Source organism: Borrelia tillae (assembly GCF_055693965.1).
This window is the reverse complement of sequence record NZ_CM146346.1, coordinates 688891-705490: the sequence shown is the minus strand read 5'-3', so window position 1 is coordinate 705490 and position 16600 is coordinate 688891. Positions and strand designations below refer to the sequence as shown.

At 28.7% G+C, this 16600-nt stretch carries 14 protein-coding genes and 3 pseudogenes; 6 read left to right on the top strand and 11 right to left on the bottom strand.

The annotated features are described in order from the left end of the window. Nucleotides 1–31: 31 nt before the first annotated feature. Nucleotides 32–682 (top strand): hypothetical protein, encoded by a 651-nt coding sequence (locus ACWUD1_RS03425; RefSeq protein WP_472756419.1) that lies wholly within the window; start codon nucleotides 32–34, stop codon nucleotides 680–682. A gap of 7 nt (nucleotides 683–689) precedes the next feature. Here ACWUD1_RS03425 and ACWUD1_RS03420 read toward each other — a convergent pair whose 3' ends face one another. The 3 genes from ACWUD1_RS03420 to ACWUD1_RS03410 are packed head-to-tail and all read right to left on the bottom strand — an operon-like array spanning nucleotide 690 to nucleotide 1905. Then, a complete protein-coding gene (locus tag ACWUD1_RS03420; RefSeq protein WP_472756927.1) occupies nucleotides 690–1100 on the bottom strand; it encodes a DUF192 domain-containing protein in 411 nt (136 codons plus the stop codon). A gap of 17 nt (nucleotides 1101–1117) precedes the next feature. Then, nucleotides 1118–1531 (bottom strand): hypothetical protein, encoded by a 414-nt coding sequence (locus ACWUD1_RS03415; RefSeq protein WP_472756418.1) that lies wholly within the window; start codon nucleotides 1529–1531, stop codon nucleotides 1118–1120. Nucleotides 1532–1578: 47 nt separating this feature from the next. Then, the gene (locus ACWUD1_RS03410) at nucleotides 1579–1905 is read right to left on the bottom strand and encodes a hypothetical protein (protein WP_472756417.1); all 327 of its coding nucleotides are present in this window, start codon (nucleotides 1903–1905) and stop codon (nucleotides 1579–1581) included. 77 nt (nucleotides 1906–1982) lie between these two features. Between ACWUD1_RS03410 and era the strand changes: the two genes are divergently transcribed. Together era and lysS are read left to right on the top strand one after the other, a co-directional pair. After that, a complete protein-coding gene (gene era / locus ACWUD1_RS03405; RefSeq protein WP_472756416.1) occupies nucleotides 1983–2855 on the top strand; it encodes a GTPase Era in 873 nt (290 codons plus the stop codon). A gap of 84 nt (nucleotides 2856–2939) precedes the next feature. Continuing rightward, a pseudogene (gene lysS / locus ACWUD1_RS03400) lies at nucleotides 2940–4504 on the top strand (lysine--tRNA ligase). A gap of 162 nt (nucleotides 4505–4666) precedes the next feature. Here lysS and gpmA read toward each other — a convergent pair. Continuing rightward, nucleotides 4667–5416, bottom strand: a complete 750-nt coding sequence (gpmA, locus tag ACWUD1_RS03395; protein ID WP_472756415.1) for a 2,3-diphosphoglycerate-dependent phosphoglycerate mutase — start codon at nucleotides 5414–5416, stop codon at nucleotides 4667–4669. Between the two features lie 208 nt (nucleotides 5417–5624). Between gpmA and rpiA the strand changes: the two genes are divergently transcribed. Then, a complete protein-coding gene (gene rpiA / locus ACWUD1_RS03390; RefSeq protein ID WP_472756414.1) occupies nucleotides 5625–6308 on the top strand; it encodes a ribose 5-phosphate isomerase A in 684 nt (227 codons plus the stop codon). Here the strand turns inward: rpiA and psgB are convergent. Further along, entirely contained in the window at nucleotides 6295–7434 is a 1140-nt protein-coding gene (psgB, locus tag ACWUD1_RS03385; protein WP_472756413.1) for a HemN-related non-iron pseudo-SAM protein PsgB, read from the bottom strand. The two genes, rpiA and psgB, sit on opposite strands and share 14 nt — an antisense overlap. A gap of 121 nt (nucleotides 7435–7555) precedes the next feature. On the opposite strand from psgB, the pseudogene ACWUD1_RS03380 reads away from it, so the two are divergent. Continuing rightward, nucleotides 7556–8394: pseudogene (locus tag ACWUD1_RS03380) on the top strand (DnaJ domain-containing protein). A 21-nt stretch (nucleotides 8395–8415) separates the two neighbouring features. On the opposite strand, the pseudogene ACWUD1_RS03375 reads toward ACWUD1_RS03380, so the two are convergent. The 6 genes and pseudogenes from ACWUD1_RS03375 to groL form a co-directional block, all read right to left on the bottom strand. Continuing rightward, nucleotides 8416–9566 (bottom strand): annotated as a pseudogene (locus tag ACWUD1_RS03375) (hypothetical protein). Between the two features lie 23 nt (nucleotides 9567–9589). Beyond that, entirely contained in the window at nucleotides 9590–10489 is a 900-nt protein-coding gene (gene secF / locus ACWUD1_RS03370; RefSeq protein ID WP_472756412.1) for a protein translocase subunit SecF, read from the bottom strand. Continuing rightward, on the bottom strand, nucleotides 10473–12233 hold the full coding sequence (gene secD / locus ACWUD1_RS03365) for a protein translocase subunit SecD (RefSeq protein ID WP_472756411.1): 1761 nt from the start codon (nucleotides 12231–12233) through the stop codon (nucleotides 10473–10475). Before secD ends, secF begins: the two co-directional genes overlap by 17 nt. Before the next feature lie 64 nt (nucleotides 12234–12297). After that, the gene (gene yajC, locus ACWUD1_RS03360; RefSeq protein WP_472756410.1) at nucleotides 12298–12606 is read right to left on the bottom strand and encodes a preprotein translocase subunit YajC; all 309 of its coding nucleotides are present in this window, start codon (nucleotides 12604–12606) and stop codon (nucleotides 12298–12300) included. Nucleotides 12607–12621: 15 nt separating this feature from the next. Then, on the bottom strand, nucleotides 12622–12918 hold the full coding sequence (locus ACWUD1_RS03355; RefSeq protein ID WP_472756409.1) for a hypothetical protein: 297 nt from the start codon (nucleotides 12916–12918) through the stop codon (nucleotides 12622–12624). 58 nt (nucleotides 12919–12976) lie between these two features. Next, entirely contained in the window at nucleotides 12977–14614 is a 1638-nt protein-coding gene (gene groL / locus ACWUD1_RS03350; RefSeq protein ID WP_472756408.1) for a chaperonin GroEL, read from the bottom strand. A gap of 240 nt (nucleotides 14615–14854) precedes the next feature. Here groL and ACWUD1_RS03345 point away from each other — a divergent pair, with 240 nt between their 5' ends. Continuing rightward, entirely contained in the window at nucleotides 14855–16543 is a 1689-nt protein-coding gene (locus ACWUD1_RS03345) for a histidine kinase (RefSeq protein ID WP_472756407.1), read from the top strand. Nucleotides 16544–16600 lie beyond the last annotated feature (57 nt).

Sequence of the window (16600 nt, the reverse complement as noted above, 5' to 3'; positions counted from 1 at the left end):
AAATCCTTATAATTAAACTATAATAACTAACATGATAAGCACTAAAATGTTAAAAACAAGTATTTCAAATATCAATCAATTAAAATATAACATAGTTATTGCCGTTTTAATACTTATGACACTGGTAAGTTGCAAAGACAAGCACATAACCTACGACAAGCGAATAAAAAAAATACTTGATAAGAACAAAATTGAATATAAAATAGACAAAGAAAATGATTTTATTGTATCAAAAGTCATTAATGGCACAAAAATAGAAATAATAGTTAGATCAAAGCTAAACTTATATCAAAATTCAAAGATAAGAGAAATATTTGGAATTGTCGAGATATTTGACGTTAATTCAGACAAAATACAAGAAATATCGGAATCTCTAATGAGTGACAGTTACAATAACCGAGTCCTAGGCTCATGGGAAATTATTCATGATCCTGAAAGAGGTAATAACTCCTTAGTATATATCATCAAAGCTGAAGAGAATGCAAAAGAAACTTTTTTAATCGACTCTCTTGAAGAAGTTGCAACAACAATATCTATCTTTAAAAAGGTAATAAAGGGTAACGATACAGAAATTAATATTAAAAATACAACCACCGATGAAACTGACAACAATGTCTTACAAAATGAAGTTAAAATAAAAGACCCTGCAGAAGAAGAACTTCAAAAAATAAAAGCCACATAAACTGATATTATTCAATATTCAAAGAATCAATGTCAAAATTGAATTTTACTTTATTACCTACTTTGATTTTAAATTTAGAAAAAGTACCCTCTGGCACCTCAAGGGCATACTTAACCTTGTGCTTAGAACTTACAACCCTTTCTGACAAAGGAGTTAAACTATAAATCTCCTTAATAATACCTCTAAAGTCAATATAAGCTATTTCAAGTGGAACAGTTGTATCCTTCATCCAAAAAGATAAAATCCTCTCTTCCTTAAAAATAAAAAGCATGCCATTGCTTTGACTTATACTCAAAGTACCCATATACCCCTTAGCTCTAGTAGGCCCATCAAGTGCTAATTTAACAAAAAATTTGGCATCATTAATAACAATTTCTCTATCATATACATGCGCATAAGACACATAAAAAATTAACATAAAAAGAAATCTTAAAATCAACTTGCTTTATCCTTACTAATATAAGACTTTAATGTCATGCGTAAAATATTATCACTTAAAACAATAATAAAATCACCACTATCCCAAATATAATTCAAAGGGGTGGCAATAGTAGCATCACCAAATTTTTCCTTGACACTAAGAAAAATAGAATATTTAGGAATTAGTTTTCTATCAAAAACAAAAGTATACGAATAAAGTTCATCCCCATCAAAATTAAAGTAAGCATATCTCATAGGGGCTTTACATTCAAAGTGTAAAGTTTGTGTTTCAGCATAAGCAAACTCAACTTCTTCAATATCATAATGAAAAATAGAGTTTTGCTTAACATTATTTCCCACAGATTCAACACTATCTCCCATCTTGAACGATAAAAAAACAGAAAATAAATAAAAAACCGTAACGCCCATATAAACTCATTTCTAGAAAAAGAAAATGTAAGTAGCAAGTACAACTATTAAAAAACTTGAAAATAAATAAAGCATGACATTAATATTAAAACCAAAATTAAATCTTGATCTAAAAATTCATCATTGCCCCAAGATCCCTTAAATCCTGTTACCATTTGTCTTCTTCTAAAAGATTTCTCTTTAGACTCTGATTTAAAAGGACTATAACTACATTTTGGACAACCATTTTCAAATACAGTAATACCACCTGAATAGCCACAATTTGGACATTCAACATCTCCTAATTTGGCACTGCAATTCAAACACACAGGTTTATCAAGTCCAACCTTTTCTCCACATTGCTCACAAAACACTTCAAACTTAACTTTTCTCAAATAATAATCCTTGAAAAAATTTTAAAGATAGCATACTCATGTAAAATATATTACTATATTTAAACAGGAAGTTTAACATGAAATCAGGATTTGTATCAATAATAGGTAGACCTTCCACAGGAAAATCTACCCTCTTAAATTCAATATGTGGGCACCAAATATCAATTATTTCATCCACACCACAAACAACTAGAAATAAAATAAAAGGAATATTTACAGACGAAAGGGGTCAAATTATTTTTATAGACACACCTGGATTTCATATAAGTAAAAAAGAATTCAATATAGCATTGATGAATAACATAAATTCAGCAATGACAGAAACAGAACTAATTCTTTACTTAATTGACATCCAAGATGAACCTGGAATTGAAGAAAATGAAATATTAACAATTATTATTAAATCAAAAATTAATTTTTTAGTAGTTATCAATAAAATTGACATTAAGAAAGCAAAAGAAAAAGAAATAATGCACTTCTTAGATCAAAAGGGAATAAAAAATGACAATATCATAAAAATTTCTGCTGAAAAAAAAATCAATATTGAAGCGGTTAAAGATAAGATTTATGCAAATCTTCAAGAAGGACCCCTTTACTATCCAGCAGAGTATTATACAGATCAAACAATAAACTTAAGAATTAGTGAAATCATTAGGGGCGTTACAATCAAAAAACTCAAAGAAGAATTACCATATTCTATATACACAGATATTGATATTTTAGAAGATACAAAAAACAAGCTCTATATCAAGGCAAACATTATTGTAGCTGGAGAAAGTCAAAAAGGCATAATAGTAGGCAAAGAAGGCAAAGGAATAAAAGCAATTGGAGAAGAGGCAAGACAAATAATATCAAAAATATTTAAAAAAAAATGTGATTTATTTTTACAAGTCAAATTAAGGAAAAATTGGAATAAAAATATTCAATTAATTAAAAATTTAATTAATTGAAATTGATATCATAAAACACCTCTTAAAAATCTTGAAACAAAAAACATAGAATGATAAAATCAACTTTAAGTAGGGGTTGATATTATGAAAACAGCACACTGGGCGGATTTTTATGCAAAAAAAATAATAGAAGAAAAGGGTGAAAAGAATCAATATACAGTTGCATCAGGTATTACTCCATCAGGAACTGTACATATTGGTAATTTTAGAGAAGTAATTTCAGTTGACCTTGTAGCAAGAGCATTAAGAGATGCGGGTAAAAATGTAAGATTTATCTATTCATGGGACAATTATGATGTATTTAGAAAAGTACCCAATAACATGCCTAATCAAGAATTACTTGTAACCTACTTAAGACAAGCAATAACAAAAGTGCCTGATACTAAGACTAATGAATCAAGTTACGCAAAAGCAAATGAAGTAGAATTTGAAAGATATTTACCTACTGTAGGCATTAACCCAGAATTTATAAATCAAAGTCTAAAATATATGTCAGGTGATTATTCAAGTCAAATTAAATTTGCATTAGATCACAAAGATGAGATAGCACAAATCCTTAATGAATATAGAACAACAAAACTTGCAGAGGATTGGTATCCTATTAGCATTTTTTGTACCAAATGCAACAAAGATACCACAACAATAAAAAGTTATAATTATTATTATTCCGTCGAATACTACTGCAAATGCAATCACAAAGAATCACTCGATTTAAGAAAAACATGGGCTGCAAAACTTCCATGGCGAATTGACTGGCCAATGCGATGGAAATATGAAAATGTTGACTTTGAACCTGCAGGCAAAGATCACCACAGTAGTGGGGGAAGCTTTGACACCGCAAAAAAAATTGTCAAACTTTTTGGTGGGACTCCTCCAATCACATTTCAGTATGATTTCATATCAATCAAAGGACGTGGTGGAAAAATATCATCATCATCTGGGGACGTTGTATCACTAAAAGACGTTCTTGAAATATATACTCCTGAAGTTACAAGATTCTTATTTGCATCAACAAAACCTAATACAGAATTTTCAATATCATTTGATCTTGATGTAATAAAAATTTATGAAGATTATGACAAGTTTGAAAGAGTATATTATGGCATTGACGAAATTAAAGAAAGCAAAAAGGAAGCTTTTAAAAGAATTTATAAACTATCTCAACCAAAGGAGCCAGACAAAGAAATTCCCTACCAAATAGGTTTTCGACATTTAAGCGTAATTTGTCAAATTTTCGAAGGTGATAAAGATAAAATCCTGACACTCTTCAAGGACGTAAAAGACAATCAAAAAGCAAAACTCATAAATAAAATTGAATGCGCTATTAATTGGACCAAAAAATTTGCACCTGAAGAATTTAAGTTTTCACTAAATCTACATTTGACAACATTGAACCTTTAAAAGACCCTTATAAAAAAGGAATACACCAATTATTAGATTTCTTAAAAAAAGATTTCAATAACATTACTGAAAAAGAAATTCAAGATGAAATTTACAACATTGCAAGAAACAATGATCTTGAACCTTCACTATTATTTAAGAAACTTTATAACGTATTAATCAACAAAGATAAAGGTCCAAAATTAGCAGGCTTCATTAAAACAATTGGTATTAAAAAATTTGAAGAAATTGTAAAACACTATATTTAACCTTAATATAAGCTATGAAATATAATAAAAATCTTAGAAAACATGTAAATCATAAATAACAATGTTAAAGAAATGTTAAAAAACATAATTTTTATGATGGTTTTCATGTTTTCTTTTAAAGATAGTCTTAAATATTATTATTTACTCACTATTCATTTTATTTTATTTATTTTTTTTCCCTTGATTAGCAACAGATTTCATGGCTGCCGTGATTTGATCTTCATCACCTAAATAGTAGTGCCTAATAGGTCTTAGATCTTTATCAAGTTCATAAACTAAAGGAATTCCAGTTGGAATATTAAGTTTCAAAATATCATCATCATTCATATTATCAAGATACTTGACAAGGGCTCTTAAAGAATTACCATGCGCAGCTATAATAACCCTTTTATCTTCAAGAATAGCCCTGGCAATTTTATCTGTCCAATAAGGTACAACCCGTGCAACGGTATCTTTTAAACATTCTGTTGAAGGAAGTTCACTTTTAGGAATTCCTTTATATCTTAAATCATGAATTGGATGTCTCTTATCAGATTCTTCTAAAGGCATGGGAGGAATATCATAACTACGTCTCCAAAGTAAAACCTGCTCTTCTCCATATTTCTCAGCCGTTTCAGATTTATTTAACCCTTGCAAAGCTCCATAATGCCTCTCATTGAGTCTCCAAGATTTCTCTATGTCAATATAAGACTGCCCGAGTTCACGCAAAATAATATTTAAAGTATCATTAGCTCTTACTAAAACCGAACTAAAAGCTATGTCAAAAAAATAACCTTCTCGTTTGAGAACCCTGCCACCTTCTAGGGCCTCAGAAATACCCTTATCAGAAAGTTTAACATCAGTCCATCCTGTAAAAAGATTTTCCTTATTCCACTCACTCTCGCCATGTCGCACTAAAACTAATTTATACATAAAATCTCCTAAGAAATGTTTTGATTATTTTAATAACAATTTATTATTTATAAATTAACATAAAAGTTAGCTAATGTTAATACTCACAAACCTTTATTCATTTATAAATAAACATAACGATTTTAATAAACCTCTATATTATTAGTTAACAACATCTCTTAATGATATAATTAATTTTAAAGTCTATTATCTTATAAAGGCATAACTAATGGAAGAACAAAAAAAGTTAGTTGCACAATACGCAATTGATCATTATGTAAGAAACAACATGCGTCTCGGAATTGGAACAGGAACAACTGTTTTTTATGCAATTCAATATTTAAGTAAAAAAATAAAATCCAAAGAACTAAAAGGACTCAAACTCCATCCAACAAGTCATGATACAAAATATTTACTTGCAAGAGAAAATATTACATATGAATCTAGATTTACAAAATTTAATAACAATATAGACATCACAATTGATGGTGCTGATGCAATCTTATTAGAAAATAAATCTCTAATAAAGGGTGGTGGTGCAGCCCATTTAATGGAAAAGGTTGTAGCATATAATTCCCATCAATTATTGATTATTGCAGACGAAACAAAAATTGTACAAAACTTAGAAAAAGTATCTGTACCAATTGAAATCGTTCCAGATGCTCTTGCATTTATTATGGACCACTTAGAAAAAATGAACTTCAAACCCATTGTAAGAACTTGTAAGTCGAAAGCAGGACCAATAATAACTGATAATAATAATTACATCTTAGATGTAAAAATGAACATTGAAAATCCTAAAGGAACTGAAAAATATTTTAAATTAATCCCAGGAATACTCGAAATTGGTATTTTTAATCATCAAAATACTAAAATCATATATTATCAAAATGAAAAGATTAAAGAGACTTAAAGTTAATTCTAAAAGAATTATTAATTAAATATTTCCTAATCAATCTAAGGTAAAAATCCAATTTAAATCTCTCCTGTCCATCTAAACAAAGAAGATTATTCTTAAACACAAATGATTTATTTAAACTTAAAAGATAATCAATAAATTTAAAAAAATCTTCCTGATTATATATAAATCTACGTTTTAAAACAGAAACATCAAGACCATTCTTAGTGCCAAGATTTGTAATAAAATGATAAATAAAAAAATCTAAATCACTCACATTCTCAAAAACCGCAGTAGATTTTGTATTACTTAAAAAATCATTATCTGTTCTTATTATAGCCCCCAAATTACCTCCTTTATCCGTCATAAGTAAACTAACAGAACCTACCCCAAGTCCTAAATATGGCTCAAGTGCCCAATATCGCAAATTATGTTTACTCTCTTTCCCCTTTAAAGCAAAATTTGAAATTTCATAATTCATATAGCCATTAGACTGCAAAAAGTCAAAAGCATAAAACCAAAAATCCTCAGCTTTAGCCTCATCATAATCCAAAAAGGCATTCTTAAAAAGATCAATGGCACAATTATCCTCACCAATTAAAACTTCTGACAAACAAATATGCTCAGGAGCACATGCAACTACCCTTATCAAATCATTCTTAAGGTGTATTTTTTCTTGATAAGGAATATTAATATTCAAATCAATATTTAAACTAAAATTAAATTTACAAATATTCTCAATGGCAGTATTTACTTTATCTGCAGATATGTCAGACACACCCATAACATTTAACAATTTTGAGGAAAAACTCTTAACATCAAGACTGATTCTATTAACAGAGAAATTATTTAAAATTGTTAAAAGAGACAATGTAATTTCCCCTGGGTGTAATTCAAACGTAAATTCATTTAATGTAGTAAAAGAAAAATTCTCAGATAAAGAATTTAAAAAAGATACCAAATTAAAGCCACTCTCAAGTTTGGGTGCTTTATATTTAACATAAAGAGTTTTAATTGCGGGAAAACCTAAAACTTTTAGGTAATAAGAAATTTCATGTAATATTTTATCAAAAAAAACATAACTCAAACATCTAGTAAGATCAATATAAATACTTAAATCCATCAAACGTACAAAATTCACTACTCTAGAAATGACCTTTAAAAAATTTCAGTTTAATTATAGTATATATAATAACAGGCATCAATTATAATTGATTTAAATAAATTCAATATAAAATGGGAAATAAAAACAAGAGGTTTGAATGTCTAAAGATTATTACAACATACTTGGAATAAACAAAAATGCTACTACCGAAGAAATCAAAAAAGCCTATAAAAAACTAGCAATCAAATATCACCCTGATAAAAACAAAGGGAATAAATTTGCTGAAGAAAAATTTAAAGAAATAAATGAAGCTTATGAAGTTCTATCGTCGCCTCAAAAAAAAGCCAATTACGACAATTTTGGCAATGCTGCATTTAATAATAATTTCAATGCAGAATCATTTAGTGAAGAATTTAGAAATGCTGGTTTTCACCATTTTGATAACTTCGATTTGTTTTCTAAAATCTTTGAAGGTTCTACAAAGGGAACACTTAAAGACAAAGAGATAACTATTAAGATTTCATTATATGAAGCTTATATGGGGGGAAAAAAATTCATATTAATAAATAACGAAAAAATTGAACTTGATATTCCAAAGGGAACAATTGAAACTACTAAATTAAAGCTCAATGAAAAGGGAAATATAAATCCAATTTCTGGAAAAAGAAGTAACTTAATCATTAAATTCGAAATATCAAGTTATAAAAACTTTACTCTAAAGGAACGAAATTTAGAAACAACAATTAATGTATATCCATGGGAAATAGCTTTGGGTAGTGAAAAAATCTTCACAACAATTGAAAATAAAAAAATAAAAATAAAAATCCCAAAAGATACAAAAAATGGAGAGATACTTAGTTTAAAAGGTCTTGGCATGCCTGCACTTGGAAATACTATCAAAGGAGATTTAAAGTTAAATTAATAGTAAATGTACCCACAATTATTAATGATGAAGTAAGACGAATATATGAAAGATTAAAAGAAATATATAATTAGAAATTACAAAAAAAAGAACTTTTAAACAAATAAATGTTCAAAAGTTTTTAAGCTTCTCTCCCAATCAAGTTTAAGATTATTAAGTCTACTGATTTTTAGTTTATATTCTTTAATTCCATCTTCGACATTATGAAAACTTTTATTAATATCTACCGAAAACTGAATAACATCACCTTGACGTGGTGACAAACTAAAGAAAGTAAATTTCCAGCCTCCAGAATTTATAGTAGATACTATCCTTTTTTGAAAAACATAATCTGATATTAAAACAAGTCTTTGAAAATCTTTCCTATGCAAATAAATAAACTCATTCCACTCATTAAAAATGGCATCGGGTAATTCATTTAAACCAATCTCAATAATGTTACCTATTGACAAAAGAATATTGAGGGTTTCTAACAAATTTAAATAATAACTTTCAAAACACTGAATAGTAATATCTAACAAAGAAATCTTAATAAGCAATTTAGACACATCAAGACTATGTTCTTTCATAATCTTTGATATTCTCTCTTTTGCATATTCTACAACAAATTTTTTATGCGTATCCTTAATATACTCACTGACCTTAACCTGTTCAACCTTTTCACAATATTCATCTATTTCTTGATTAATTAAATCCAAGCTACTATTATTAGCTTCGTTAGAAAAAAAATCAATTGAATTTGTTAGTCTCTCTAAAAATTCTTCTTTAATAAAAAAGGTAGCAATTTTTATGCAAGAATATAATGTTTTATTTCTTTTATCAAATTCCTCAATCTTTTTTTTAAATCCACCCTAAAATTTAAGTACCTAAGCTTATCTAAAAAGTTACTAAAAGTATCCTCATCATTTAAAAGCACATCACATCCTAAATCCAGAAATTCTGACTCCGGGTAATACTTTTTTATCAAAGTCTTAACAGTGTCTAAAACATCGCAAAACATCTTCTTATTACTGTTTAAACTATCATCCACCTTTGATGAAGAAACACCAGTAACTGTGCAGTCCTTATAGGCTTTATCTAAAAAAACAATCTTACTTTTAAGCAAATTGGCATCATTAATAAGGTTTGACTGTTCCTTATAAGAATAATAATTTATTAAACTATACCTAAAAATACTAAAATTCAAATGTTTTTGAAAATCAAAAAATCTATAAAATCCTAATGATCCAAAATCAAAAAACTTCATATCATAATATTACAACAAAACATCTATTTAATTCTTCTAGAACAACTTAAAAGAACAGGTGATGCTATAAAAATCGAAGAATAGGTTCCAACAATAACACCTACCATGAATATTAAAGCAAAATCTTTAATGGCACCTTCAGTAAACACATAAATAGAAAACACAGCAACAAATGTCGTAATAGATGTTAAGATGGTTCTTGACAAAGTTTGGCTGATGCTTACGTTCAAAACATTTATAAATGAAGTATCTGTCATACCTTTAGAATTTTCTCTAATTCTATCAAAAATAATTATTGTGTCATTTAACGAATACCCAATAATTGTCAATATAGATACAATTATTGAGCTATTTACCTCTATTCTAAATACCCCTAAAAAAGCAACAACAAAAAGTATATCATGTATCGTTGCAAATATGGATGAAACAGCATAACTGAACCTAAATCGCAATGCCACATAAACTAAAATAAGTACAAATGTTAAACAAACCAATAATATTGATTTTGTTCTTAAAATAGATGAAAAATTTGAATCAATAAAATAAGAATCAAGCACCTCAACATTAGCACTAAATTCAGTTCTTAACTTATCAACTAAAACACTATGAATCTCTTTTTTTAAAGCATAATCAGTAATGTCGGACTTTACAATAACAGAAAACTGGCTCTTAGATAAATCACTTGAAATAATTTCATTAACATCAAATGTCTTATAAACTGGAAAGAGTATCTTTACAATATCATGCTCTTTAATATCTGCTTTGTCTATGACAAAACTGATATTAACTCCTGAAGAAAAATCTATGCCCCAATTATAACCACCATGATACATAAAGGTACAAACAAAGCCTAAACAAATAACAAAAAGACTAACTATAATAACCTTATTTCCATACTTTAAAAAATTAAACACTTTTTGCATAATTTGAACTCCAAGAGATACTTACACATTTGTTCTTACTGCAAGACATAATAAATTCCAAAATAAATCTTGAAAAGACTAAGCTACTAAAGAGTGATGCTACAATACCTATAGACAAAGACCAAGCAAAACCTTGAATAGTACCGGTTCCAAGAAGAGTTAAAAAAAGAACAGCAATAAACGTTGTAACGTTTGAATCCATTATTGCCCAAAAAGCTTTCTTAAATCCGTCTTCAAAAGCCCTCTCAAATTTTCGACCATTTTTAATTTCTTCCTTCACACGCTCATAAATAACTATATTAATATCAACGGCCATCCCCATAGTTAATACAAGACCTGCAATACTTGTAAGAGTCAAAGTGAAGTTAAATGCTGAGAGAATTGCTAATATTAAAAATAGGTTATAAATAACCAATGAAAAACCAGCTACAAAACCACTCATCTTGTAATATGCAAACATAAATAAAAATATCAAAACAAGTGCAAGAAGAGATGCTTTCATTCCAAGCTCAACAGTTTTCTCACCAATAGTAGGCCCAATCACTCTCAAATCATCTACCTTGATTTCAACTGGAAAAGCTGCTGTCTTAAAGACAAGTGCAAGCTCATTGGCTTCTCTTTTGTCAAAAGAATCTCCCTGAATTGAAACATTTCCACCAGCAATAGCATGACTAATATTAGCTACGGATTTAATTTTTCCCTCCATAACTACAGCCAAAGCCTGGCCAATATTTTTTTGTGTAAATACAAAGAATTTTTCACTTCCCTCATTATCTAGACTAAATGTAACCACATCTCTGCCCATCTTATTATCATTAAAAACCCCAGCATCCCTAATATGAGAACCATCAAAAAAATTATCAACACTAGAGTCAACAACATAATAATGAACCTTGGATTCATCATCAATGCCATAGGAATCCTTAACATACCATGGAAAAACTTTTTTATGCTCTCCAAGCCCCATGTTGTTTTTAATATCAGAAATTGAATAAAGAGGACCAGCTTCTAGGATCTTGGCATTAAGCGCAGAAGTAGCTTCCTTATCAACTACATAAAAGATTAAACTTCCTTTACCACTTAAAAGAGAATCAATACGCTTCTCATCCTTTTCTCCTGGAATATCCAAGAAAATCCTGTTTCCGCCTGCTTCCCTTGTAATTTTAGGTTCTGTAAGCCCAAAAGTGTCTACCCGCTCTTTAAGTATCTGCATTGTACGTCCAAGAACTTCTTCCTTTTCTAAAACACTCAAATTCCTACCCAATCTCTGTTCAAGTCCTGAATAATCAAGAGAAATAGTAACACTCATTCCTCCAGACAAATCAAGACCAAGTTGTATGATCTTGTTTTTATTTTTCTTTATTTCTTCATAATACCTATAAATTTCAAGACTAAGCTCATCAATATCAGTATCTGTTAAAAACCCATCTCTTAAAGATTCAATATTAAAAAATTTAGGCAACTTTTTTCCATAAATTTTATAGTTATTTTTTGCAACTGGAATTAAATACTGCAAATCATTTGGGATCTTAGCACTCGGATCTTTGCGATACAATTCTTTAAGTTTCATAAGAGAATTCAAAGCCTTACTCTTAGAATAATCTCTTAAAGTCTCTTTTGAATATGAACTAATTTCTTTATCTTTATCATTAGTAAAAAAATACCATTTTAAAGTAGGGAATATCAAAAAATAAGCAAATGATGTAACAAATAGTATTAATATAAATTTAGAGACTTTGTTCATAAATAACACCTTCTTTTGTTAATTCAAATTAGATAATTAGATATTAATAATTACTTCCAACGCCTTAATTTTTATCTTTAATTTCATCAAAAATAACTTTTTCAATTGAACTTTTTATAAATCTTGCTTCTGAAGTTGAACTAAGCTCAAGCACAACTTCAGAAGCGTTAACTTTTTTTACAACTCCAAAAATTCCACCTATAGTTAAAACCTTATCTCCCTTCTTAAGGTTTTTGAGCATATCCTTTTTTTTCTTATCTTCCTTACGCTGAGGTGATATCACTAAGAACCAAAATATAGCAATCACAGGAACAAAAACCAATAAACTTCTAAAAAAACTACTACTATGACTAAATTCTTGTAACACAAACATACAATTTCCTAACTTTTAAACATAAGTAACTTTTATATTATCAATATCATCTGGGTAGACTACTCCAAAGAGGAGCTCAAGCTCCTCTTTTTTGCTATAATTAGACTTGCTAATTCTATTATAACTGTTAATTAAATATTCAATAAGCCTACTATCTCTCCTGTAAAGAGCCTTACTAAAAGCACTCCTATAAAATCCAAGCTCAAAAAGTTCTTCTACACTTTTGCCTTTATGCTGACTTAAAAGCTCTTTATCTATTATTGCTCTAGAGCCATCATAACCTATACAAAAAACAAACTCATTTTCACTCAAATGCAACTCCTTACCACAATACAAATCCTAATAAAGAGAATATGTAGGTCAATTTTGCCTACATCATTCCCATTCCAGGATCCATAGGGTAACCGCCGCCACCAACATTGCTCTTTTCTTCTTTAACTTCAGTAATAGCACATTCTGTTGTTAAAAGCAATCCTGCAATTGAAGCTGCATTTTGAAGAGCACTTCTTGTAACCTTGGCAGGGTCGATTATACCGCTCTCAATCATATTTACCCACTGAAAACTAGCTGCATCAAAACCAAGTCCCTTCTTCTCAGTTTTAATCTGATGAATATAAATAGAACTCTCAAATCCAGCATTAGAGATTATTTGTCTCATTGGTTCTTCAAGACTTCTCTTCACAATCTCAAAACCTTGCTTCTCTTCATAGCTAAGTTTACTTACATCAACTGTATCAAGATACATCGCAACTTCAATAAGAGTGGATCCACCACCAGGAACAACACCTTCCTCAACGGCAGCACGGGTTGCAGATAAAGCATCCTCAACTCTATGTTTCTTTTCTTTAAGTTCAACTTCAGTAACAGCACCAACGTTAATAACAGCAACCCCACCAACAAGTTTTGCAAGACGCTCTTGTAGCTTTTCTTTATCATACTCAGAACTTGTATCCTCAATTTGTTTTTTTATAAGTTCTGCTCGTTCTTTTATTTGCTCTTTATTCCCAGTACTAATAATTGTAGTATTATCTTTATCAACTTTTACTGATTTAGCATGCCCAAGTTGTTCAAGCTCCACATTTTCAAGAGTAAGCCCTAATTCTTCACTAACAAGCACTCCTCCAGTAAGTATTGCAATATCTTCAAGCATTGCCTTACGCCTATCACCAAATCCAGGTGCTTTAATAGCACAAACTTTCAAAGCTCCGCGTACACTATTTAAAACAAGTGCAGCAAGTGCATCTCCCTCAATATCCTCAGCAATAATTAACAAAGGTTTATTTGTATTTAAAACTTTTTCAAGCACTGGCAAAAGTTCTTTAATTGTGCTAATCTTTTTTTCACATATTAAGATATGAGCATCATCAAAACTTACACTCATGTTTTCTTTATTTGTAGAGAAATAAGGTGATAAATAACCCCTATCAAATTGCATTCCCTCAACATAAGAAATTGTAGTATCAAAAGTTTTTGATTCTTCAACAGTAATAACTCCATCTTTTCCAACTTTGTCCATTGCCTCAGCAATTTTTTCACCTATTGAAGTATCATTGTTTGCAGAAATAGATGCTACCTGTGCAATTTCTTCTTTGGTAGTAATTTTCTTGGCAGATTTGCGTATTTTCTCAGCAGCCAAAGATACAGCACGATCTATTCCCTTCTTTATTCCAATTGGATTAATACCAGAAGAGACATTTTTAAGACCTTCTCTTGCAATTGCATACGCAAGTACAGTAGCTGTAGTAGTGCCATCTCCAGCCAAATCATTTGTTTTAATCGCAACTTCTTTTAATAATTGTGCACCCATATTTTCGAACGTATTTTCAAGTTCAATTTCACGAGCAACACTTACTCCATCTTTTGTAACAGTAGGAGAACCGAATTTTTTATCAATTAAGACATTTCTCCCCTTAGGACCAAGAGTTACCTTTACAGCATTTGATAATTTTTCAATGCCGCTGAGCAAACTTTTCCTAGCATCTTCATTAAAATATATGTCCTTAGCCATAAATTTTACTCCTTTTAAGCATAAAAATTAAAGTTAAACTAAATAGCGCATTATAAAGTTAGCATGAACTTCATACATATCACTATAAAAATATAATTTTTTTTTAGCCATTAATCAAGTAATCATGTCAAAATCACATAAAAATCAAACAATCTATTTTTAGCAATTTCCTGGAAAATCAATACCATCTATACTAATTTCATATATATTTAATATATACTTAGGTAAAGACTTCATATGATGTTTAGAAAATTTAGAAACTCAAAAAGTTACATTATTATAATTTCAATAACAGCATTTGCTGAGAATAAATTATATTCCATTTTATCAAATAGTAAATATTTAATTGAAAATAAAAATTTAAATTATAAGATACATTGGACATTTCCAACATATTTTTTTGAAATTTTAAAATCAAATCTAGAATTAAATGAATGGTTTTTTAAAAGACTTACAGATAATGGGGATATTTACATTCCAAGCACATACAGCGGAAGTCCTCATGAATACATGTTACATGATGAAATCCATGTAGATCTATATTGGGCTTTAAAAAACCCATTTAAGAGCGGATACAAAGATTTATTTAAAAATAATCCTCATATGTTTTACATATATAACATGGAAAAACTAAGAAAGAGAGTACTTGAACTATACAAAAGACTTAATTTTAACTATATCGAAGGAATAAGAATTGCAAAAAACAATAAAAAATACTTAATTTTTTATAAAAACAACTGTCAATTCTTATCAGAAGTCCAAGAACCTGAAACACAAAACCAAAATATGGATACACTTCTTTACTTTTATGAAATCAAACATGAATATAACAACCAAGAACTAAAGAACTTTTTACTCGCTTTAAAAACACTAGATGCAAACTTTTATAGTATGAAAATACAAAATCTAGACGGCAAAAAAATAACAACAGAACTATTGGAGCTTCCAGAATTCAATTCATTAAAAGAACAAGAATTAATACTACAATTTCAGAACAAGAGATTAAAAGAATATCAAATAAATGAAACTTTTTTAAAAGAATTCTTAATTAATAAAAATATCGAATGTCAACCAACTAATTTAGAGCCTATTACAAGTAAAAATCTTGAATATAACATGGAAGGTAATTTTACATTATCTCATGAAAAGTACCATGTAAAGTTTCAAGAGGGCAAGTTAAATAAAATCAAATATAAAGAAAGAAATATTGAATTCTTAGACTCATGCAGGACTTACATTAAAGTCCTATCAAAAAAGGCAAGAATTATAGAACCTATTATTGAAAGTTCATTTTCATTCTCAAATGAAAAAATTGTGGGCATTAGACAATATTTAAATTTCAATGCAAAAGAAAAATCAATTATTGATTTCTTCCTAGACGAAAGTCTTGCCAGTTTCTTTATATCAATGAAAATAGTATGGCCTTCTGTTATATCTTGCAACAACAAAAACTCAAAGGCAAATAACATAAATTATGTATCTGAATACTCAAGCTTAGAAATACCTATTTTTGAAATTGAAAAAGGGGTCAATTTAAAAGTTATTGCAAGATATAATGACTCTGATAATTATGAAAAGATCATTGAAACGAAAAAAGATACAAAAGGATATATCAATGGCACAGAATTTTTAATATGCAAAGGAAACGATCAAAATAGTAATTTCTTCATAAGTTTCTTAAATATTGAAAAACATATTATATACACTCTTAATTATAAAATTGAAAAAAGAGGATTTAAGAAATGGTTCATTTTGAATATAGGGGGCTCATATAATACAGTAAAGACTGAAAATTTAGAAAATTATTCTTTGAGTTTAAATTTGCTCTTATTACCAATTAATAATAATTTTGATAATAAAATAAAAATAAATTCAAAAATAAAAACTCTACTTTTTTACCCAAATATAAAAAAAAATGAAAATAAATAGCTATCAGTAGCAAAATATCAATAAACCGTTATAAAATTATTTTTATAAGGACATTAA

Coding starts and splice junctions, on each gene's coding strand:
- ACWUD1_RS03425 (WP_472756419.1), top strand. CDS start 32: ATGATAAGCACTAAAATGTTAAAAACAAGTATTTCAAATATCAATCAA.
- ACWUD1_RS03420 (WP_472756927.1), bottom strand. CDS start 1,100: ATGTTAATTTTTTATGTGTCTTATGCGCATGTATATGATAGAGAAATT.
- ACWUD1_RS03415 (WP_472756418.1), bottom strand. CDS start 1,531: ATGGGCGTTACGGTTTTTTATTTATTTTCTGTTTTTTTATCGTTCAAG.
- era (WP_472756416.1), top strand. CDS start 1,983: ATGAAATCAGGATTTGTATCAATAATAGGTAGACCTTCCACAGGAAAA.
- gpmA (WP_472756415.1), bottom strand. CDS start 5,416: ATGTATAAATTAGTTTTAGTGCGACATGGCGAGAGTGAGTGGAATAAG.
- rpiA (WP_472756414.1), top strand. CDS start 5,625: ATGGAAGAACAAAAAAAGTTAGTTGCACAATACGCAATTGATCATTAT.
- secF (WP_472756412.1), bottom strand. CDS start 10,489: ATGCAAAAAGTGTTTAATTTTTTAAAGTATGGAAATAAGGTTATTATA.
- secD (WP_472756411.1), bottom strand. CDS start 12,233: ATGAACAAAGTCTCTAAATTTATATTAATACTATTTGTTACATCATTT.
- yajC (WP_472756410.1), bottom strand. CDS start 12,606: ATGTTTGTGTTACAAGAATTTAGTCATAGTAGTAGTTTTTTTAGAAGT.
- groL (WP_472756408.1), bottom strand. CDS start 14,614: ATGGCTAAGGACATATATTTTAATGAAGATGCTAGGAAAAGTTTGCTC.
- ACWUD1_RS03345 (WP_472756407.1), top strand. CDS start 14,855: ATGTTTAGAAAATTTAGAAACTCAAAAAGTTACATTATTATAATTTCA.